Source organism: Mariprofundus sp. KV, from assembly GCF_013387475.1.
GTDB lineage: Bacteria > Pseudomonadota > Zetaproteobacteria > Mariprofundales > Mariprofundaceae > Mariprofundus.
In genome coordinates this window covers 1-19862 of sequence record NZ_VWNB01000008.1, presented here as the reverse complement: position 1 = coordinate 19862, position 19862 = coordinate 1, and the positions used below count along the sequence as shown (strand labels likewise).

20 protein-coding genes and 1 tRNA gene are annotated in these 19862 nt (G+C 53.8%); 13 read left to right on the top strand and 8 right to left on the bottom strand.

Going from position 1 to position 19862, the window contains the following annotated elements; translation table 11 throughout:
• Nucleotides 1–111 precede the first annotated feature (111 nt).
• Entirely contained in the window at nt 112–798 is a 687-nt protein-coding gene (locus tag F3F93_RS07710) for an ABC transporter permease (RefSeq protein ID WP_176958605.1), read from the bottom strand.
• A 195-nt stretch (nt 799–993) separates the two neighbouring features.
• Nucleotides 994–1069 (bottom strand) — tRNA-Ala (locus F3F93_RS07705).
• Nucleotides 1070–1143: 74 nt separating this feature from the next.
• Here F3F93_RS07705 and trpE point away from each other — a divergent pair.
• The 4 genes from trpE to trpC are packed head-to-tail and all read left to right on the top strand — an operon-like array spanning nt 1144 to nt 4947.
• Nucleotides 1144–2574: an anthranilate synthase component I gene (gene trpE / locus F3F93_RS07700; RefSeq protein WP_241697042.1), complete on the top strand. Its 1431-nt coding sequence runs from the start codon at nt 1144–1146 to the stop codon at nt 2572–2574.
• Entirely contained in the window at nt 2571–3137 is a 567-nt protein-coding gene (locus F3F93_RS07695) for an aminodeoxychorismate/anthranilate synthase component II (protein ID WP_176958604.1), read from the top strand. Before trpE ends, F3F93_RS07695 begins: the two co-directional genes overlap by 4 nt.
• Nucleotides 3134–4165: an anthranilate phosphoribosyltransferase gene (gene trpD / locus F3F93_RS07690; RefSeq protein ID WP_176958603.1), complete on the top strand. Its 1032-nt coding sequence runs from the start codon at nt 3134–3136 to the stop codon at nt 4163–4165. Before F3F93_RS07695 ends, trpD begins: the two co-directional genes overlap by 4 nt.
• Nucleotides 4162–4947, top strand: coding sequence for an indole-3-glycerol phosphate synthase TrpC (trpC, locus tag F3F93_RS07685; protein WP_176958602.1), 786 nt, complete (start codon nt 4162–4164; stop codon nt 4945–4947). Before trpD ends, trpC begins: the two co-directional genes overlap by 4 nt.
• 40 nt (nt 4948–4987) lie before the next feature.
• Here the strand turns inward: trpC and bamC are convergent, their stop codons facing one another.
• Together bamC and F3F93_RS07675 are read right to left on the bottom strand one after the other, a co-directional pair.
• Entirely contained in the window at nt 4988–5680 is a 693-nt protein-coding gene (gene bamC / locus F3F93_RS07680) for an outer membrane protein assembly factor BamC (protein ID WP_176958601.1), read from the bottom strand.
• Between the two features lie 153 nt (nt 5681–5833).
• A complete protein-coding gene (locus tag F3F93_RS07675) occupies nt 5834–7177 on the bottom strand; it encodes a hypothetical protein (protein WP_176958600.1) in 1344 nt (447 codons plus the stop codon).
• A gap of 291 nt (nt 7178–7468) precedes the next feature.
• Between F3F93_RS07675 and F3F93_RS07670 the strand changes: the two genes are divergently transcribed.
• Both F3F93_RS07670 and F3F93_RS07665 read left to right on the top strand, forming a co-directional pair.
• A complete protein-coding gene (locus F3F93_RS07670) occupies nt 7469–9190 on the top strand; it encodes a tetratricopeptide repeat-containing sulfotransferase family protein (RefSeq protein WP_176958599.1) in 1722 nt (573 codons plus the stop codon).
• Nucleotides 9191–9246: 56 nt separating this feature from the next.
• Nucleotides 9247–10590, top strand: coding sequence for a glutamate--cysteine ligase (locus tag F3F93_RS07665; RefSeq protein ID WP_176958598.1), 1344 nt, complete (start codon nt 9247–9249; stop codon nt 10588–10590).
• Between the two features lie 27 nt (nt 10591–10617).
• Here the strand turns inward: F3F93_RS07665 and F3F93_RS07660 are convergent, their stop codons facing one another.
• Both F3F93_RS07660 and F3F93_RS07655 read right to left on the bottom strand, forming a co-directional pair.
• Nucleotides 10618–10974, bottom strand: coding sequence for a VOC family protein (locus F3F93_RS07660; protein ID WP_176958597.1), 357 nt, complete (start codon nt 10972–10974; stop codon nt 10618–10620).
• 1 nt (nt 10975) lies between these two features.
• Nucleotides 10976–11902, bottom strand: a complete 927-nt coding sequence (locus tag F3F93_RS07655; protein ID WP_176958596.1) for an ROK family protein — start codon at nt 11900–11902, stop codon at nt 10976–10978.
• Between the two features lie 38 nt (nt 11903–11940).
• On the opposite strand from F3F93_RS07655, the gene folD reads away from it, so the two are divergent.
• From folD to F3F93_RS07625, 6 genes are all read left to right on the top strand, one after another.
• Nucleotides 11941–12822 carry a bifunctional methylenetetrahydrofolate dehydrogenase/methenyltetrahydrofolate cyclohydrolase FolD gene (folD, locus tag F3F93_RS07650; RefSeq protein ID WP_241697041.1) on the top strand — a complete coding sequence of 294 codons (882 nt, stop codon included), beginning with the start codon at nt 11941–11943 and terminating at the stop codon, nt 12820–12822.
• Nucleotides 12822–13913 carry a glycine cleavage system aminomethyltransferase GcvT gene (gcvT, locus tag F3F93_RS07645; RefSeq protein WP_176958595.1) on the top strand — a complete coding sequence of 364 codons (1092 nt, stop codon included), beginning with the start codon at nt 12822–12824 and terminating at the stop codon, nt 13911–13913. Before folD ends, gcvT begins: the two co-directional genes overlap by 1 nt.
• A gap of 42 nt (nt 13914–13955) precedes the next feature.
• Complete coding sequence (gene gcvH, locus F3F93_RS07640; RefSeq protein ID WP_176958594.1) at nt 13956–14330, top strand: glycine cleavage system protein GcvH; 375 nt, start codon at nt 13956–13958, stop codon at nt 14328–14330.
• An 84-nt stretch (nt 14331–14414) separates the two neighbouring features.
• Entirely contained in the window at nt 14415–15773 is a 1359-nt protein-coding gene (gene gcvPA / locus F3F93_RS07635; RefSeq protein WP_176958593.1) for an aminomethyl-transferring glycine dehydrogenase subunit GcvPA, read from the top strand.
• Nucleotides 15770–17257, top strand: a complete 1488-nt coding sequence (gcvPB, locus tag F3F93_RS07630; RefSeq protein ID WP_176958592.1) for an aminomethyl-transferring glycine dehydrogenase subunit GcvPB — start codon at nt 15770–15772, stop codon at nt 17255–17257. The genes gcvPA and gcvPB overlap by 4 nt, the downstream gene beginning before the upstream one ends.
• Nucleotides 17258–17339: 82 nt before the next feature.
• Complete coding sequence (locus F3F93_RS07625) at nt 17340–17828, top strand: hypothetical protein (protein WP_176958591.1); 489 nt, start codon at nt 17340–17342, stop codon at nt 17826–17828.
• On the opposite strand, the gene F3F93_RS07620 is transcribed toward F3F93_RS07625, so the two are convergent.
• Complete coding sequence (locus F3F93_RS07620; protein ID WP_176958590.1) at nt 17782–18228, bottom strand: hypothetical protein; 447 nt, start codon at nt 18226–18228, stop codon at nt 17782–17784. The two genes, F3F93_RS07625 and F3F93_RS07620, sit on opposite strands and share 47 nt — an antisense overlap.
• On the bottom strand, nt 18225–19412 hold the full coding sequence (locus tag F3F93_RS07615) for an FAD-dependent oxidoreductase (protein ID WP_176958589.1): 1188 nt from the start codon (nt 19410–19412) through the stop codon (nt 18225–18227). The genes F3F93_RS07620 and F3F93_RS07615 overlap by 4 nt, the downstream gene beginning before the upstream one ends.
• A 143-nt stretch (nt 19413–19555) precedes the next feature.
• On the opposite strand from F3F93_RS07615, the gene F3F93_RS07610 reads away from it, so the two are divergent.
• Nucleotides 19556–19708, top strand: coding sequence for a hypothetical protein (locus F3F93_RS07610; protein WP_176958588.1), 153 nt, complete (start codon nt 19556–19558; stop codon nt 19706–19708).
• Nucleotides 19709–19862: the final 154 nt, after the last annotated feature.

The following is a 19862-nucleotide window of genomic DNA, read 5'->3' as shown; positions in this document are numbered from 1 at the left end:
CTCTCCCGTCTCATAAGCCAGAGGGTCGCAGGAAAATGCGCTCACATCAAGCAGTGAAAAGAGAGCAGTCAGGGCAGCTTGCCTGCCTCTTAAGAGCTGATAGCCAGTGCCTTACGCCTTACGTTTGTTCAGGTGATTCATCATCAGAAAAGTAATCAGGCAAGCTGTAAAACTGGAGGTCACCACCATGTAGAGCACAATCAATTGCGCCACTGCAGCATCGATTGCCGATGCACCCGCCAGCACCATGCCAACAAAGATACCCGGCATATGCACCAGCCCCACCACACGCAGCGTATCAATGGTTGGAATCATAGCTGTCTTCAGGCCATCACCAAGCTCGCCGCCTGATTTCAGACGTGAAAACATGATAGAGATCGCATTCATGCCATTGGCTGCAATCATACTACCCAGTGGCACCAGCGTTCGGGTATCATCAGAGATTGAACCGGTCACTGCCAGCCATGGCAGGGTAACAAGGCAGGCACAGATCAAACCGATCGCGCAAGCTATCCATGTGGTACGCGCACCATCTTGATGAGACGCGCTGTTATGGCCAGCAAGGATACAGAACCCGGCTATCAGAGCGGCTTGCGCCAGATGCGACTGGATATCGAATATCCAGTGCAACACAAACGCCAGCGCCAGCAACTGCAACAGTCCTCGCCCTGAGGCGATGAGCATCTTTTTCGAGAGCCCCAGCCCTTCACGATTGGCCCAGTAGGCAACACCGGCAATCAGCAGCCAGGCGGCAAAGAGCTTAATCAGTGTGTCGGCAATATTCGCATCAAAATCCATTGACCGATTCGAATGCATCCACACCTTTAATGCAATGAAATTGCTCAGTAGAAGCAGCAGTGAAAAACCATGAATTGGGGATAGCCCGATAAAGGGAGAAAATATAACCTTCGCGACAATGAATATTTCACAGCGCATCGGCTCAGAAAAACAGGGGCATAAAAAAACCGGACACAATGTGCCCGGTTTTCAATATGGTGGAGCCAAGCGGGATCGAACCGCTGACCTCCACACTGCCAGTGTGGCGCTCTCCCAGCTGAGCTATGGCCCCGTTTCCTCGCAGACAGGTTATCTCTCCTGTCCCGAAGGCGGCGCATTTCGCCACAGTAGGGTAACCTTGTCAATATGAGCGCGACCATGAAACTTTTCCGCCGCACCCTTTCCGCCGACTGCTTCACGCCGCCGGGCCTCTTTTCGCGCCTGGTAAATCGTGGTGACTGCTTCATGTTCGAGTCCGCTGAAGGCGGCGAGCAGTGGGGCCGCTACAGCATTCTCGGCATCAGCCCTGCATGTCGCGCCACCTCGAATGGTGACACCACGCATCTGCTCTACCGTGATGGCCGCGAAGAGCATTTTAATGGTGGCATTCTCGACTGGTTGCGTGATTTTGTGCTGCAGCAGGAGTTCATCCCTGAGGATGACCTGCCGTTTGCCGGTGGTGCTGTCGGTTATTTCGGCTATCAGATCGTCTCCCGGTTTGAAGATATTCCAGCCGACCTGCCCGACCCTGTCGGCGCACCTGAATCAGCCTATCTGCTGGTCGATCGATTTATGGTTTTTGATAACCTGAAAGGTACGCTGACCTGCTGTGTGCGCCTGCCTGCCGATCAGGGAAAAGATGCAGCCTCTGTACTGGATGGCATGGAGGCCAGCCTCTATGAGGGTGATATGGCGCAGGTGCTGAAACTTGATGCCGACACCACGCTGACAGAACCGCCGGTGGCGCAAACCACGCAGGCCGATTTTGAAGCGGCAGTATCCAAAGCCCGTGAATACATCCTTGCCGGTGATATTTTTCAGGTGGTGTTGAGCCAGCGCTTCTCCAAAAAGCTGACCTGTGCGCCCTTTGACGTCTACCGCGCAGTACGCCACATCAACCCATCACCCTATCTCTTCTACCTGCACATCGGTGAGACCATTCTGGTCGGCTCATCACCGGAGATTCTGGTGCGCAGGGAGATGGATAAAGCGGTGGTTCGCCCGATTGCAGGCACCCGGCCGCGTGGCAAAACCGCGGCCGAAGACAAGGCCCTGGAAGCGGATCTGTTGCAGGATGCCAAGGAGCTGGCTGAACATGTAATGCTGGTTGATCTGGGTCGCAATGATCTGGGACGGGTCTGCAAATATGGTTCGGTCACACTGACTGAATCGATGACCATTGAACGCTACTCGCATGTTATGCATATCGTCTCGCAGGTTGAGGGCGATCTGAGAGAGGATGCAGACAGCCTGGATCTTCTGGCAGCCACATTCCCGGCGGGCACGGTATCAGGCGCTCCGAAAGTGCGCGCCATGCAGGTCATTCATGAACTTGAACCGATAGCGCGTGGCCCCTATGCCGGCACAGTCGGTTATATCGGCTTTGGCGGCCAGCGACTGGATACTGCCATTGCCATTCGCACTGCGGTTATTCACGGTGGAGAGATCCACATTCAGGCCGGGGCCGGCATCGTTGCAGATTCGGTTCCCGAGCGCGAACACACTGAGTGCGTCAACAAGGCAACGGCCATGTTCCGCGCCGTTGCACTGGCCGAAGCACAAGGCAGGAAATCATGATCCTCGTTATCGATAACTACGATTCATTCACCTTCAATCTGGTGCAGTACCTGGGTGAACTGGGAGAACAGCCGCTGGTCTACCGCAACGACAAAATCAGCCTTGATGAGATTGCCGAACTTGCGCCAGACCACATCCTTGTCTCTCCCGGCCCCTGCACGCCGCATGAAGCTGGCATCTCGATGGATGTAATTCGCCGTTTTTCCGGCGTCATTCCGTTACTCGGTGTCTGTCTTGGCCATCAATCGATGTCCGCAGTATTCGGCGGAGAGGTAATCAGGGCACCACGCCTGATGCATGGCAAAACCAGTCCTATTGAACATGACGGCGAATATATCTTCAAAGGGCTGCCCTCTCCGTTTACCGCTACACGCTACCACTCACTGATTGTGCCTGAGCCACTACCGGATTGCCTGATTAAAACAGCCTGGACCAAGGAGGGGGAGCTGATGGGACTGCGCCATCGTGAACACCCCACCTTCGGCGTGCAGTTTCATCCTGAATCGATCCTCACCGAACACGGCCACCAGATGCTGAAAAACTTCCTTGAGGCCAGGGCATGAGCAACGCGGTCACAGCGATCATTAAAGACCTTCAGGCTGGCAGCTGCATCTCAGAAGAGGCTTCAGAGGCAGTGTTCTCAGCCATCATGAAGGGTGAGGCAACCTCCGCTCAAACTGCAGCCATACTAATGGGACTCTCCATTCGTGAAGAAACCGCCGAGATCATTGCCGGCGCAGCCCGAGCGATGCGCAGTGCATCCACCAAAATCACCCCGCAGGCCACCGGCCTGATCGACACCTGCGGCACTGGTGGTGATGGCGCTAAAACATTCAATATCTCTACAGCCGTCTCGATGGTCGTTGCTGCTTGCGGCGTACCCGTTCCCAAGCATGGCAATCGAGCCATGTCATCAAAATCCGGCGCCGCAGATGTACTCGAAGCGCTCGGTGTAAACCTGAATATCACACCCGAACAGGTGGCCGAATGCATTGACCAGACCGGTATCGGCTTTCTCTTTGCCCAGCACCTGCATCCGGCCATGAAACATGCCGGCCCCGTTCGCCGCGAACTGGGCGTACGCACGATCTTTAATCTGCTTGGCCCCCTGACCAATCCGGCCAATGCTAAGTATCAGGTACTTGGTGTTTACGCCAAAGAGAAACTGGCGCTGGTCGCAGGCGCGCTTACCAAGCTCGGCTGCAAACGTGCCCTGATTGTGCATGGCCGTGACGGGCTGGATGAGATTACCACTACCGATATTACCGATGCAATTCTGATTCAGGCCGGTCAGCAGCCGATCAGCTTTGAGATTGATCCGGCCGCTTTTGGCATGCCTTACGCTACGCCTGCAGCACTGGCAGGCGATGATGCCGCCACCAATGCTGCAATCCTGAAACATATCTTTGCCGGTCAGGCTGGTGCCGGGCGGGATATTGTACTGCTTAATGCTGCTGCAGCGCTCTGGGTGGCGGGTAAAGTGGATGGCATTGGCGATGGCATCGCAATGGCTGCAAACGCCATAGATAACGGGCGCGTGTCTGAGATATTGAACAAGCTGATTGCGTTCACCCAAGGTGTAGCAGTATGAGCTCAATACTGAATGAAATCGCAGCTTATAAGCGTGAGTGGGTAGACGCCTGCAAACTCCAACGCAGTGAAGCTGAACTACTTGCCGTTGCGAAGCATAAGTCTCCCCTCAATTTCTCCGGAGCACTGCAAGTAAAAGTGGCCAGCAGACAAAATGCTGTTATCGCCGAGGTGAAAAAAGCCAGCCCGTCCAAAGGCATTATTCGCGCCGATTTTGATCCGGTTGCAATTGCAAAGCGCTATGAAGCCGGTGGTGCAACCTGCCTCTCCGTTCTTACTGATGTGAAATATTTTCAGGGTGATGATGCTTATGTCACAGCCATTCGTGATGCTGTCTCTCTGCCTATCCTGCGCAAGGATTTCATGCTCGACCCGTATCAGATCATTGAAGCCAAAGCGATGGGAGCAGATGCCATTCTGGTGATTATGGCCATGCTGGATGATCTGCTGGCTGCAGAGCTGACTGCATGTGCTCATGAGCTTGGCCTCTCCGTACTGCCTGAAGTGCACAATGCAGCGGAGCTGGAACGGGCTCTGAAACTGGATACTCAACTGATGGGCATCAACAACCGCAATCTGCACACCTTCGACGTGACACTTGATACGACCATAGAGCTACTGGAAAAGATCGGCAATGACAAAACTGTCATTACCGAATCCGGCATATTCACCCCCGATGATATCAGGCTGATGAATGAGAACAGCGTCTACGGATTCCTGATTGGTGAATCACTGATGCGCCAGCCCGATCCGGGCCTGGCACTGAAAGAGCTGATAAAATAACAACGAGCCTGCCGAACAACGCTCGGCAGGGCTGTTGATTCTACTGCGCAGTGTCTCCGACTGTTTGGCCAGTTACACCCTGTTGCATACGCTGAAGCTGCTCGTCCACACCCACAAACAACTGGTCGGTCACCTTCTGCTTCATGGCTTTGTTGACCCAGGAACGATTAATTGCCATCTGCCCATGGACACGAACCTCAAGCTTGGTGGCTTCATCACGTCCTTCTATTTTTGCCCGGTAAACCCTTACGATGTAGCGATGGCGTGTCGGAGTACTTGCTGAAGTAGAACCGAAAAATTCAAACATCGATGCAGAAGCATCGCCTCTACGGATCCAGTCAGTCGTAATGATGCCACTTGGTGAATCCACCGAATCAACGGGGATATTCAAACTGGTCATAGCATCCACGACCGCAGAGAAGACCTTGGCTGCATCAACCGGATAGATTTTGGCATCCAGCGCAATCGCCTTGCCAGCCACTGCATCCTGATAATCTTTAGAGAGCACCGTCTCATCTGCTCTGCTGGCAATTTCGCCTGCCATCGGCACTTCAAGTTCAGCCTGCAATTCAGGCGGCACATCCAATGGTGCACGCGGCTTTCCTGCTACTGGATCCTCACCATTACCCAACGTATATGCAGGCCCCTGCTGATCATTGGGGTAGAAAAACTGTTTACCCTCACATGAGGAGAGTAGTAAAACGACTGGAATAAAAAGAAGGTATTGTTTCATAGCCGCGCATTACAGCCAGTTGCAGGTGCCGGGTCAAGGCAAAAGGAGGTTCACGCCACTTCATTGGAGCGTAGTGCACTTCACATTCCGGCTTTTTAAGGCATAAAAAAAGGGGCCCCGAAGGGCCCCTTTCCAAAGCTTCCAAAAGGAATCTTAGTATACGTACTCAAGCTGCAGAGTAGTAGCGTTCAGCTTAGAAACAGTACCAGCAATGCCAGTGCGTTTCTGTGCATCATACTCAAGATCCAGCGTGAAGTTCTGAGCCAGGTCGTACCAGGCACCCACAATAACCTGAGTATCCTTACGAGTCAGGGCACCACCAACTGTAGCAGTCTGCTTAGAGTAGTCGTAACCAAGACGGATACCAGCAGCGCCGAAAGCGATGTTTACGTAAGGCATGAAGCCAGTAACTTTCTGGCTAGCAGCCATAGTACCAGTCAGCAGGCCATTCCAAGCAGCATCAGTCTTAGAGGAGATAACTACAGGCATGTAGAAACCAACAGAAGCAGCGCCGATATCGCCCTGCAGCTGAACGTCAACACCCAGCTCCTTACGTGAACCTTTACCAACGCCAGTCATTTTATGGATTGGGTTGATAGAGTTAGCGTACCAACCACCAGCAACTACGTCAAAGCCAGCGAGCTCACCCATGAATGCAGCACGGTAGTACTGACCAACTTCAAGATCAACACCGCCGCCTACTACAGCACCGCCGCCACCAGAAACGGTTGCGCCTGCAGCGAAGTAGATAGAGTTAGCAACGATACCGTACACACCAACACCAGTCATAGCGTTGTGGTGAACAGTGTCACGCATTGCACGTGCACGAGTCTGTACGCCGCGAGTGTTACGAGAGATTGCGTTTGATGGATCATTGAACACAGAAGAGAGACCCAGAGCGTCAGAAGTACCCAGAGCAACAGCGATCAGGCCGCCGTCGATGTCTACTACGTATGCAACTTTGTAACCCAGCATGTCCATAGCCGCACCGTTGTAGCCCATTTCAACGAACATACCAGTGTGCTCGCCCAAGCGACCACCGAACAGGAATGCAGTCTCATCAGGGAACTGCAGAGCAGTAGTTGATGGAGTGCCACCAGGGATAGCAGTAGCAGCAGTACCGGTCAGACCCAGAGCAAGACCAGAGGTAGCTGCAGTGCCGATCAGACCACCACCAGCAGTTACAAGGCCAGCAGCGTTTTTAGTAGTGCCGTTAGAGATACGAGCTTTCATCAGGAAAGCCATGTTGAATACCGCTGGAAGTGACAGGTGCTCGTCTTCGATGAGACCCTGCTCACCCATGTCACGGAAAGCGTTCATACGGAAAGAACGACCGAAAGCGGTCATTCGTGGAATTGCCTGGAAGTGGCAGTTCAAGCATGCAGCGCCGGTCTGGCGAGCGAATGCAGGAACAGCTTCAGAAGTAGTTGGAGCAACTGCAACAGCAGAAACAGCAACAACAGCGAAAGCAGCAGCAGAAAGAAGTGTCTTCTTCATGTTGTGATATCCTCTATTAAAAAGTTTATTTAACCCCTACTGGGGTTAGTGCAAATATTTCCATCCCTCGTTTCAAACCCTTTCGCAGATCTAGATCGCTGAAAAGGCTCTCCCCCATGGGATGACGTTGCGAACATTGCGTGATCCAGGTCACTGGGTCAACACGCCACATCTTGTGTGTGTCATTTTCCCACACATGGATTTTAGCCTGTTTATATTAAAACAATGATGTTGACTTGATGTCGCATCAACCCAATATGCCACTACTACTTATTATTACATGGTGAATAATTGAAACAACGTAAACTAAACATGCAACAAACAAACAGGCTTAATGCATTGCTCCATAATGCCCAGCATGCCTATATATCTAATGAATTTGAGCAGGCCGCTCTGCTTTGCCAACAGATTATGGCCTTCAGCAAAAACAACCCCGATGCTCAAACCATCCTCTCCCGAATTGACATGAAACAGGGTCAGCCGGACAAAGCTGAATCCGACCTGAGGTTGGCCATTAAACAGCATCCAAGGCATCCCGGCTTAATTGCCTGTTTGGGAACCCTGTATCGAGAGCAGGGGAATTATTTGCAATCGCTAACTTACTGGAAGCAGTACACTCGGCTTTGCCCCAGAGGCGCTGAAGGGTGGCAGGCCCTGGCTACAACCCTTTGTGACCTTAGTCGCTGGAGTGATGCCGATACTCCAGCCCGGACTGCTCTTAAGCTTGCCCCCAAGCACAGCCCTAGCCATGCAAACCTTGGCCGGATTTTGCAGATGCAAAACAGGTACGATGAAGCCAGTGTTTACATGCGGAAGGCTATAGAGCTAGCCCCTGACAACACCAAGGGCTTATATAATTTAGCAAGACTGTTAATGGAAACAGGAGAGCTTGACGAAGCCAGACAGCGGTTACTCCAACTCCTTGAAATTGAACCTGAGCATGCCAATGCAATATATTTATATTGTCGCCACACCAAATTCACCGCCTTCGATTCCATACTGAATATAGCCGAAGATATTTTATCGAACGAAAGTCTTCCTTCGCGCAACCGGGGCATCATGGGATTTTCCCTTGGGCAAGCATGGGCAGACCTCGGTGATTATGATAAATCTTTCGCATACTATAAGCAGGGAAACCAACACTTCCGAAACGAAATAGATTATAACATCGACGATGATCGACGCATGCTGGAAGTGATTTCTACCACTTTCACCAAAGAGCTGTTTCATGCCCATGCCGATAGCAACAGAGGCAAGAATCTGATCTTTGTTCTCGGCATGCCAAGATCAGGATCATCACTGGTCGCACGAATTCTGGATGCGCACGCTAAAACTGTTGACACCGGAGAAACTGACACCCTGGGCTTTGCCGTCCACAACATACTCAGCCCCGGGGAAGCGTTTTCTGAGGTTCGAGATTTCCCGTTTCCCAACATTTGCCATATAACACCGAAGCTGATAACGCAGGCAACAACAGAATACTCTAATGCTCTACATGCAGCATTCGGCAAACATGCACGCTATATTGATAAAACGCTCTACCATCACTGGCTGGTGGGTGTAATACATATCCTGTTTCCGAAAGCAAAGATTGTCCATGCTCATAGAGACCCTCTGGATAACTGCCTGTCGATTTACTCAACCTCCTTTGAAGGCAGATTCTTCAAATTTGCCTATGATCTCAAAGAGCTGGGAGGGTACTATCAAATCTATTCAGAACTTATGGAGCACTGGCGCACCACCTTGCCTGAGGGTGTAATGTATGAAATTGCCAACGAGTCGCTGATTGCCGACCCTGAGGGGGAGATGCGCCGCCTGGTAGCGTTCTGTGAACTTGAGTGGGACGACAGCTTCCTCAAATTCCATGAGAAACGTGGCGTCGTGAAAACGCAAAGCCTTTCCCAGGTGCGCAGCGGCATCTCTAACAAGTCGATTGGCCGCTGGAAGCCGTATGAAAAACATCTGCAGCCGCTGATTGATGCGCTAGGGGATGCTATCCAGCAGTCACGGTGATTTATCCACACAGCAACCATCTACTATCTATATATAGAATAGGTTAAGCTGTCGCCATGTCATCGCATCTCTCCACATCTGACCTGAGCAACTGGTTCAAACAGGGTTGCAAACCGCGTGCAACGTGGCGCATCGGCACCGAACATGAAAAGGTCGGTTTCTGCATGGATACGCTCAAGCCGATCCCTTATGAGGGGGAGCGCAGCATCCGCAACCTGCTGACACTGCTAGCCAGTCAGGAGTGGCAACCGGTCAGGGAACATGGAAATATCATTGCACTGAAAAACGGCATGGCCTCGATCACCCTTGAACCGGGTGGTCAGCTTGAACTCTCCGGCGCCCCGCACGCCACGATCCACCAGACCTGCGAAGAGACCACCGCTTACCACAAAATCCTCAAAAGTGTGACTGATGAGCTGCGCATCGGTTTTCTCGCCATGGGCTTTCAGCCCAAGTGGCAACGCGATGATATTCCGTGGATGCCGAAAGCGCGCTACAGAATCATGCGCAACTATATGCCGAAGGTTGGCAGTGGCGGCCTGGATATGATGCTGCGCACCGCAACCGTACAGGCCAATATCGATTTCGAATCGGAGGCGGATATGGCGCAGAAGATGCGCATTTCACTCTGCCTGCAACCGCTGGTCACCGCCTTGTATGCCGCCAGCCCGTTTGAAAATGGCAAACCATCGGCTTACCTCTCCCGCCGTGGTGCCTGCTGGCTTGATACCGACTCCAATCGTACCGGTATCCCGGCCTGTGCCTTTGCTGAGGATTTCGGCTTTGCCGCTTATACCGAGTGGGCGCTTGATGCGCCGATGTACTGCCTTATTCGCGACAATGAATATATAGATTGTGCCGGCGCCAGCTTCCGCGATTTCATGGCCGGCAAGCTTGATCAGCTGCCCGGCCAGTTTCCGACCATTGCGGATTGGGAACTGCATGTCTCCACCCTCTTCCCCGACGTGCGACTGAAACAGTACATGGAGATGCGCGGCGCCGATGCCGGGCCATGGCCGTGGATCTGTTCGCTGCCCGCCCTCTGGAAAGGCTTACTTTATGACCAACAGGCGCAGCAGCAGGCCTGGCAGATGATAGCCGACTGGAGCCATGCCGAGGTGGTTGAACTGCGAGCCAACACCCCGAAAACTGCACTGGCCACACCGTTCAGAGGGACAACCGCACTGCAGCTCTGTGACCAGATGCTACAGATCAGCCGGGCAGGTCTTGAGCGCATTGATGCCCGCAACAGCAGCGGCCAAAACGAGACCATCTTTCTTAAACCACTGGAAAGTGCCATTGCCGCCGGTCAGACACAGGCTGAATTCTGGCTTGAGCTCTATCACGGTGCATGGAACAAAAACATCGACCGCGTCTTTTTTGAGGCGATGCATATTTGATTGATACGGCTGCGGGCCAATCACCAATCAGGCCATCAGTTCAATCGTATTACCATCAGGATCACGGAAGAAGAGTGCCTTACGCCCTGACCGGCTCATGGTGTATGGGATAACCACAGAATCAAGACGCTGGCGAATCTTGTCGAACGCATCACTTTGCAGAGCGATGTGGTTATCGCGTCCACCATGCTCCGGCTTACTGCAGTCGGCGTATGGATTATCAAGCAGCATCAGATGCAGCTCACTGCCGCCATCAAGCCCGTACCAGAGACCATCAAAGCCGAGATCAGGGCGCGCAATCTTCGTCAAACCAAGGATAGATTCATAAAAATCTGCTGCCCGTTTCAGATCGGATACAATCAGTGCCATATGCATAAACTTCATATTAGTTCCCCTGGCTCCATAGCCATGCTGCCCCGCGTACGCCGGAAGAGTCACCGAACTTCGGAGCGACAAGGCGTGTGCGCACCTCATCTGAGAAGATATAACTCCCCCATAAGCGTGGCACTTCATCATAAAGCGGCTTGATGTTCGACATACCACCGCCGAGCACAATGGTATCGGGATCGATGATGTTGATTACACCAGCCAGCGCTCTGGCCAAACGATCACAATAACGCGCCACGCTCTGCTGACAAGATTGATCACCCTCTCCTGCCAACCTGACAATCTCTTCAGCTGATACACTGACCTGCTCATGTCGCCGGTGGTCAGCACTCATCGCCGGCCCGGAGAGCCACGTCTCAATACAGCCATATCGCCCACAATAACAGGCTGGTCCCGGCAGCTCATCCGCTTGCGGACAGGGCAGCGGATTATGGCCCCACTCACCGGCAATACTGTTGGCGCCATTGAGCACCTTGCCATTGACTACGATACCGCCACCGACCCCGGTGCCGAGAATCACGCCGAACACCATACCGGCCCCGGCGGCTGCGCCATCCACCGCTTCGGAGAGCGCAAAACAGTTGGCATCATTGCTCAGGCGCACCTCTCGGCCAAGCTGCCGCTGCAGATCCTGCTGCAGTGGCATGTCGTTCAGGCAGGTCGAGTTACAGTTTTTCATCAGCCCGCTTTTCAGTGATATCGCACCCGGTGTACCGACACCCACGCTGGCCTCTGCACCCAGGTCGGCTTCCGCCTCTGCAACCATGGCTGCGATCAGCTGAACCGTCTGCCGGTAATCGCCAGCGGGGGTGGCACGGCGGAAACGCAGCAGTTCAGAGCCGCAGGCGTCCAGCGCAATCAGTTCAATTTTACTGCCGCCAAGGTCGATGCCGATGCGCAGTCCTGATTCAGGAAACACGTTCATGCAGCTTATCATTGTCTGAACCGAGCCTTACTGCAACAATGCGCAGCCTTATGAACGCTTCAACTGCAAACATCCTCAACGGCAAAGCCCTCTCCGACCGCATGCGCGGTGAAATCGGTGTGGAGGCTGCCGCACTTAAACAGAAACATGGTCGCGCACCCGGCCTTGCCGTGATCATTGTCGGCAACGACCCCGCCTCGCATGTCTATGTCAAAAACAAGAAACTGGGCTGTGAAAAGGCGGGCATCCGCTCCTTTTCACACGAACTGCCTGCCGACACCACCCAGCTGCATCTGCTTGGCCTGATTGCCGAACTGAACAACGATCCCAAGGTGGATGGCATTCTGGTTCAGCTTCCGGTTCCTGATCACATCAACTCCGAGACGATCCTCGAAGCGATCGATCCGGGCAAGGATGTTGACGGATTCCACCCTTATAACGTCGGACGCCTGACTGCCCGCAAACCTGCACTGCGCTCCTGCACCCCCTACGGCTGCATGAAGCTGCTGGCTGAAACAGGCCTTGATCTGCATGGCATGGAGTGTGTGATTGTCGGCGCATCGAACATTGTCGGTCGCCCAATGGCGCTGGAACTGCTGTTGGCCGGTGCCACCGTTACCGTCTGCCACCGTTTCACCAGAAACCTTCAGCAGCATATTGAGCGTGCCGAGATTGTCGTGGCAGCGGCAGGCAAACGCGGCCTGATCAAAGGCGAATGGATCAAAGAGGGTGCCATTGTCATTGATGTGGGCATCCACCGCCTTGAAGATGGTTCGCTGACCGGAGACGTTGAGTTTGAAGCCGCCAGCCAGCGCGCCGGCTGGATCACCCCTGTTCCCGGTGGCGTCGGACCGATGACCATCACCATGCTGCTGGCCAATACCGTGCAGGCATTCAAAACACACGTAGGCGACGAATAGTGAGCGAACTGGCTAAAACCCCGATCTTTGATGAGCACGTAACGCTTGGTGGCAAGATGGTGCCGTTTGCCGGCTTTGAGATGCCGGTACAGTACAAAAACGGTGCCCTGAAAGAGTACACCTTTGTGCGTGAAGGTGGCGCAGGCCTTTTTGATATCACCCACATGGGGCAGGTGCGCGTCGCAGGTGCCGATGCACTGGCTTTCCTGCAATATGTCACCACCAACGATGTCTCAAAACTGGCAGAAGGACAGGTGCACTACTCGGCCCTGCTCAATGATGCAGGCACCTTCATCGATGATATCACCACCTACAAAATTTCAGATCGTGAATATTACCTCTGTATCAATGCCGCCAACCGTCATAAGGATGTGGCACATCTGCTGCAGCAGGCTGCGGCATTCGATGTGCAGGTGAGTGATGAGTCAGACGATACCACGCTGCTGGCGCTACAGGGTGCTGCCGCTCAGGCTGCACTGCAGCCACTACTTGAAAGCGATCTGGAGAGCATCGGCTACTATAAATTTGCACAGGTAAGTATCGCTGGTCGCAACAGCATTATATCACGCACCGGTTACACCGGTGAGGATGGCTTTGAGATCTATATCCCCAACGCCATCGCAGTAGAGGTATGGCAGAAGCTACTTGCCAATGGCGCTGAACCGATCGGCCTTGCCGCCCGCGACATGCTGCGCACCGAGATGGGTTATGCCCTCTACGGCCACGAGATCTCTGACGCGGTTACACCGGTTGAGGCCAAACTGATGTGGATCACCAAGCTCGATAAGGGTGACTTTATCGGTAAAGCTGCGGTTGAGGCACGCCGTGCAGAGGGGGCACATCAGCGTCTGATCGCCATCAAACTGACCGAACGCGGTATCCCGCGTGAGCACTACAAGGTGTTTGCCAATGGCGTGGAAACCGGTGAGATCACCTCCGGTATGTTCAGCCCGATGGCTGGCGGCGTTGCCCTGGCCTATGTGAAACCGGAACACGCTGAGTCTGCTCCATTAACGGTAGAGATTCGTGGCAAAGCAGTCCCTGCTGAGCGCACAACTTTACCGTTTGTGCGCAGCAACGTCCGGCGCTAACTTTAAGACCAATTTATTTTTCTAGCTGAGGAAGGAGAGGCCATGACTATTCCTGCTGATTTGAAGTATACCAAAGACCATGAGTGGGTTCGCATTGAAGGTGATATTGCCACCTTCGGCATTAGTGACCATGCCCAGGAAGCACTTGGTGATATCGTATTTGTTGAGCTACCTGAAATTGGCCGCACCATTGATGCCGGTGAAGCCTATGCCGTGGTTGAATCGGTCAAGGCTGTTTCCGATGTCTATGCGCCGGTCGCCGGTGAAGTGATTGAGGTGAATGAAGAGCTCGAAGGCGAACCTGAAAAGGTCAACAGCGATGCATACGGAGCAGGCTGGATCGCCAAAGTGAAGATGAGTGGTGAGACCCTTGAACTGATGAGTGACGACGAGTACACCACCTTCCTTGAAGAGTAACCACGCACCACTGTGATCATCGAAGCTCGGATAGCCACGCTGCTTTCCGGGCTTTTTAATTTTAATCGATAAACCGGGAATAACATGAGATTTTTGCCACATACGGAAACTGATAGACGCGCAATGCTTGAAACGATGGGGCTTGCCACAGTGCGCGACCTTTTCGCCGATGTTCCGGCAGAGTTCCAGATGGATGCCGGCAGCCTTGAGCTTGCCGATGCACTCTCTGAAGCAGGTATTGTGCGCAAGTTCACACGGGCATCGCAGAAGAACCGCAATGCCAGCAACAGCGCCTATTTCCTCGGTGGCGGCACCTACCACCACTTCGTCCCTGCCGTTGTCGATTATGTCATCTCACGCGGTGAATTCCTCACCGCCTACACCCCCTACCAGCCGGAAATCTCACAGGGTACACTGCAGGCACTGTTTGAATTCCAGACCATGATTGCGCGTCTGACCGGCATGGATGTCTCCAATGCCTCGATGTATGAGGCAGCCACTGCCACCGCCGAAGCGGCTCTGATGGCACGACGTGTAACCCGCAAATCACGCGTGGTGATGGCCGGATCGGTCAATCCGCGCTACCGCAGTGTTACCGCCAACTACCTTTCACGTCTGGAGGGTGAATATGTCGAAGTCGGCATGGGCCAGTCGGGAACGAACTTCGGGACTGATCTGGAGAAGGTGATTGATGCTATCGATGCAACCACCGCCTGTGTGATCGTGCAGTACCCGGACTTCTACGGCTCGGTTTATGATCTGGCACCACTGCGTGCGGCCTGTGATGCAGCCAAATGTCTGATGGTGGTCGCCTTCTCCGATATCTCGGCCTTCGCTCTGATTGAATCACCCGGAGCAATGGGTGCCGATATTGCTGTCGGCTCCGGCCAGTCGCTCGGTATCCCGATGGGCTTTGGCGGCCCGCATCTGGGTCTGTTCACCTGCAAGCAGAAGTATCTGCGTCAGATGCCCGGTCGCGTCTGCGGCATGACCTCGGATGTGAATGGCAAGCGCGGTTTTGTGCTTACCCTCTCCACCCGTGAGCAGCATATCCGTCGCGAAAAAGCGACCTCCAACATCTGCTCCAATCAGGGGCTGATGTGTACCGCCGCTGCCACCTATATGACCCTGATGGGCGATGCAGGTCTTGCCAGGGTAGCCAGACACTCTGCCGCGGCACTGCAGTCACTGCTCTCGCAACTGCCTGCGCATGTCAGCGCAGCCAATGGGGCACGTTACAATGAAACCGTTTTAAGCTTTACCGATAAGAGTGCGCGTGAACGCTTCCTCGCTGCAGCGCGTACGCAGGATATCTTTGCCGGTATCCCGCTTGAGCAGATTGATCCGGCAGCCGCGAACAACCACCTGCTGGTCGCCACCACCGAGATGGTGGAGCCGACTGACATCACCGGCTTCCTGGCTGCACTGGAGGTGGCCAAATGATTAATCCGGACTACAAATACTCAGGCACCAACGGCATTCAGCATGAGGAGCCACTGCTCTTTGAACATGCTCATGAGGCACCGGAATCGATCAGTCTGCCGGGCGTGGATGGGCCACTTTCTGATGCACTGCTTGCCTTTGCGCGTAAAACTCCCGCCAACATCCCGGGCCTCTCCGAGCCGGAAACCGTTCGCCATTTTGTGCGCCTGTCGCAGTGGAACCACGGCATTGAGACCGGCTTCTATCCGCTGGGCTCCTGCACCATGAAATACAATCCGCGTGTTAACGAGCAGGTGGTTCGCCTGCCGGGACTGGCGCACATTCACCCCGATCAGCCCGAGGATACAGCTCAGGGCGCCCTTGAACTGCTCTATGAGACACAGCAGTGGCTGGGTGAAATTTCCGGCCTTCCGTATGTCACGCTGCAGCCAGCCGCTGGTGCACACGGTGAACTGGTCGGCCTGATGATGATCAAGGCATACCTCGATGCACGCGGTGAAAGCAATCGCCGCAAGGTGCTGGTGCCGGACTCTGCGCACGGCACCAACCCCGCCTCTGCCGCCCTCTGTGGCATGCAGACGGTTGAACTGAAATCCGGTGCTGATGGCCGTATTGATCTGGATGAGCTCAAAGCACATCTGGATGAGAATACCGCCGCCCTGATGATGACCAATCCGAACACTGCCGGTGCCTTTGAGTCCGATATCAAGGAGATCTGCCAGCTTGTGCATGATGCCGGCGGCATGGTCTATGGCGACGGAGCCAACCTCAATGCACTGGTCGGTGTTGCTCGTCCCGGTGATATGGGTATCGACTGCCTGCATATCAATGTGCATAAAACCTTCTCCACCCCGCATGGCGGCGGTGGCCCCGGTGGTGGCCCTGTTGCGGTGAATGAGGCACTGGCCCCCTACCTGCCGGTGCCACGCATAGTTAACAATGGTGACAGCTACGCTCTGGTGCACAGTGATGAAAACTCTATCGGCCCTGTGCTCGGTTCAGCCGGTCAGATCGGCGTGCTACTGCGTGCCAACGCCTATATCTCCGCCTTTGGCCGCCAGCATCTGCATCAGATTGCCGAGGATGCGGTACTTAATGCCAACTATGTGCTGCATCGTCTCAAAGATCGTTACCATGTACCCTTTGAGGGGCTCTGCAAACATGAGTGCCTGCTCACCGATGAGCTTCAGCATAGCCACGGCGTGAAAACCCTCGATATCGCCAAGCGGCTGATCGATCTCGGTTTCCATCCGATGACCGTCTACTTCCCGCTGATTGTGCATGGCGCGATGCTGATCGAACCGACAGAGACCGAATCACGCGAAACACTCGATGCCTTCTGCGATGCGATGTTGGAGATTGCCGATCAGTGTGAGGCCGGTGATACCGAAATGCTGCACGAAGCACCGGTCAAACCATTCCGTCGCAGGCTTGATGAGACACAGGCTGCCCGCAATCCGGTCCTGACCTGGAAAGAGCAGTAATTTCTCATAGCAAATAGCCGGATCTCTGCTATTAATAAGCGTACAGCAGCATGCTGCCGTACTTTTTTGAGCAGGGAGATACATGGGCTTTTTCATCCATCATGATCCGCAGAAGAACTTTCTACTGACCATCTTTCATGGCTCGATGAAAGCGACTGATCTGAGTGATTACACAACCGAAATCCTTGGTGATCGCTATAGCTGCCCGGGAAAAAAACGACTTACCATTCTCTGTGAAAATGCCTCAGCCCACCGCCTTGATCACCACGCCGTCTATGAAGCCGGCAAGCAGCTGCAGCAGGCCCGTTTCCGCCCCGGTGGCAGGCTGGCCATTGTTGCCAGGAACACCATTGGCTTCGGCATGGCCAGGATCTATCAGCTGGCCAGTGAGGTGGAGGGACTGGATGAGATCAGGGTGTTTCATGGTCACGAGCTTGATTCAGCCATCCAGTGGCTGGGTGCCGGTGAGGTCGTCAGGGTGGTTCAAAAAAACATTGCCGTCCATGAAGCGCTAAGCCTGGAAACTATTTTACCGCTTCGACTCCATTCAAACAGCGCTTCTCAACCATAAAATAACCATGCGTGGAGGGCTCTTCGTGGTAGCTCACAACGATCTGTTCAGTTGCGCTGAAGGTCTGGCTGCTGCCGAAGATGACGTTCTCGACATGCGTCAGTTCAGAGTCAATCGGGTAGGTGAAGGCCAGCTCCTTTTCTGATGACCAGCGCACAATCGCATCATAACCATGGCGCATGGCGAAGCTGAACATCGCATCATTAAAGGCATCGCTGGCAGGCCGTACATTCAGTCGGGTCTCGCGATCGATCTCACGCGCACCATCTGAGACCCGGTAGAGGGTGGCAATCAAACTGCCATCGGGGGATGGGCACTCATACAGCACATCGGTTTTTGCGCCCGCGCCGCAACCGCTCAACAGCAGCAGCACTGCCGTCAGAACCACGCTGATTTTCATTGCATCAGCCGCTTGAACTCACGCTCCACACGCGCCAGACAATCCTCGACCGCCACGCCCTCAAAATAGTTGCCCACCAGCGCCAGCGGTTTGCCGGCCAGCAGCTCATCCACCCTGGCGATCACTGCCCCATGCCCCATATCCGGGCTTGGCAGGCGATTGGTTTTGTAGAACACCCGCTGCAGTTTGGTGGCATCAATCTCCAGAAGCGAGCAGATGCGTTCAATCTTCTGCCCCTGATCAAGCAGCCCCGGTTTAAAGTGGAATGTCATACCGCGATAGTGCGGATGATCAACAATATCGCGCGATACCGATGAGTAGAAATCACCATCAGCCGCAATAATACCCGCTACCGGCTCAAGCGGCAGATCAGCCTTGTTGACCACGATACCGACCGATTCAATCTCAACCTCTGCCACCCATGCCAACTGCTCGGCAATCTCGCTAAAGCTCTCATACAGCAGACGCGAGGCGGCAAGCACAGGTGCCGCACAAACCAGTTTATCCGCCGCAACGGTTTCATCGTCGATCTGCACAGAGAAACCCTCTGATTCATCAAACGAGATCGCATGAACAGTCACCCCTTTACGGCAGCCGACCTGCTTCTCCAGCTCACTGATAATGCGCCCCAGCCCTTGCGGAAAGGTGTAGCTGCGCATCACCTCTTTATCACGTGGCCGTTTGCGAAACAGCATATCCGATGGCACATCATCGGCCTGCTGGCAGAGCACCGCATTAAAGGCGTGCCGGAACACATTGCGGTAGTTCTTCGCACCAACAATGGCACTGTAGTACTCGGCAACCGACTTGCCCTCTTTCTTGGCAGAGAAGATGCGCCAAGCGTTGGTAAAGAGTTCAAAAAAGCTCAGGCGTGAAGGAATCGAGCAGAGTTTACCCTCAGCAAGCATCTTGTAGCGCAGCTTCTCACGCGCCGTGAGTTGATCCATAAGCCCGAGCTGCTCAAGGATTTTCAACAGGCGGCCATAGGAGTTAAAACAGGTGTGTGTCCCCATCTCCAGCCAGAAAGGAGTGTCGCCATCAACAATGGCCGACTCAAAGCAGCCTCCGGCCCGCGCCTCCTTCTCCAGCACCAGCACGCTCATGCCAGCCTGTTTGGCCTCAAAGGCCATCGCCAACCCGGAAATTCCGGCACCAATCACAATCAGATCATATCTATCACTCATGCCGTGACTCTAGGTCAATTGTGCAGACAGGCCAACGCAAAGCATCAGGCCGTGTCGATTTGATTTATCTCATATTTGATCTATAACAGTAACAATAATAAATATGAAACGGTTCCAGGGAGGGAATGAGAATGGGGGGAGTCATGTTAATCGCATGGGTATTGGCAATCATAACCGGGGTAGCTCTGCACTTTCTCGGATTCAGTGTGGATGACCTCTTTCTAGGCACCCTGCTCTCCTTCGCCCTCACACTTCTGGTCCATATCTTCTTCCTGAAAAGAGAGTTTAAGCATTAAATCTAGTCTTATGTGAACTTCTGCTTGCGGCCCAGAGTGTGTGAAAACGCTGGTCAATAATGGTATAATTATCTCACAACGTCTTGTGGGGTATTTGCATGAAACGATTTGTTATTGGAGAAAGCCGCAGCCAAAGCACGCTGTTTCCTGAGCT

Bases quoted from the DNA above. Each gene is read 5' to 3' on its own strand.
- F3F93_RS07710 (WP_176958605.1), bottom strand. From the start codon at position 798: ATGGATTTTGATGCGAATATTGCCGACACACTGATTAAGCTCTTTGCC.
- trpD (WP_176958603.1), top strand. From the start codon at position 3,134: ATGAGCAACGCGGTCACAGCGATCATTAAAGACCTTCAGGCTGGCAGC.
- F3F93_RS07615 (WP_176958589.1), bottom strand. From the start codon at position 19,412: ATGAGTGATAGATATGATCTGATTGTGATTGGTGCCGGAATTTCCGGG.
- gcvPB (WP_176958592.1), top strand. From the start codon at position 15,770: ATGATTAATCCGGACTACAAATACTCAGGCACCAACGGCATTCAGCAT.
- folD (WP_241697041.1), top strand. From the start codon at position 11,941: ATGCGCAGCCTTATGAACGCTTCAACTGCAAACATCCTCAACGGCAAA.
- F3F93_RS07620 (WP_176958590.1), bottom strand. From the start codon at position 18,228: ATGAAAATCAGCGTGGTTCTGACGGCAGTGCTGCTGCTGTTGAGCGGT.
- F3F93_RS07655 (WP_176958596.1), bottom strand. From the start codon at position 11,902: ATGAACGTGTTTCCTGAATCAGGACTGCGCATCGGCATCGACCTTGGC.
- F3F93_RS07675 (WP_176958600.1), bottom strand. From the start codon at position 7,177: ATGAAGAAGACACTTCTTTCTGCTGCTGCTTTCGCTGTTGTTGCTGTT.
- trpE (WP_241697042.1), top strand. From the start codon at position 1,144: ATGAGCGCGACCATGAAACTTTTCCGCCGCACCCTTTCCGCCGACTGC.
- F3F93_RS07665 (WP_176958598.1), top strand. From the start codon at position 9,247: ATGTCATCGCATCTCTCCACATCTGACCTGAGCAACTGGTTCAAACAG.
- trpC (WP_176958602.1), top strand. From the start codon at position 4,162: ATGAGCTCAATACTGAATGAAATCGCAGCTTATAAGCGTGAGTGGGTA.
- gcvH (WP_176958594.1), top strand. From the start codon at position 13,956: ATGACTATTCCTGCTGATTTGAAGTATACCAAAGACCATGAGTGGGTT.
- F3F93_RS07695 (WP_176958604.1), top strand. From the start codon at position 2,571: ATGATCCTCGTTATCGATAACTACGATTCATTCACCTTCAATCTGGTG.
- bamC (WP_176958601.1), bottom strand. From the start codon at position 5,680: ATGAAACAATACCTTCTTTTTATTCCAGTCGTTTTACTACTCTCCTCA.
- gcvPA (WP_176958593.1), top strand. From the start codon at position 14,415: ATGAGATTTTTGCCACATACGGAAACTGATAGACGCGCAATGCTTGAA.
- F3F93_RS07660 (WP_176958597.1), bottom strand. From the start codon at position 10,974: ATGAAGTTTATGCATATGGCACTGATTGTATCCGATCTGAAACGGGCA.
- F3F93_RS07625 (WP_176958591.1), top strand. From the start codon at position 17,340: ATGGGCTTTTTCATCCATCATGATCCGCAGAAGAACTTTCTACTGACC.
- F3F93_RS07610 (WP_176958588.1), top strand. From the start codon at position 19,556: ATGTTAATCGCATGGGTATTGGCAATCATAACCGGGGTAGCTCTGCAC.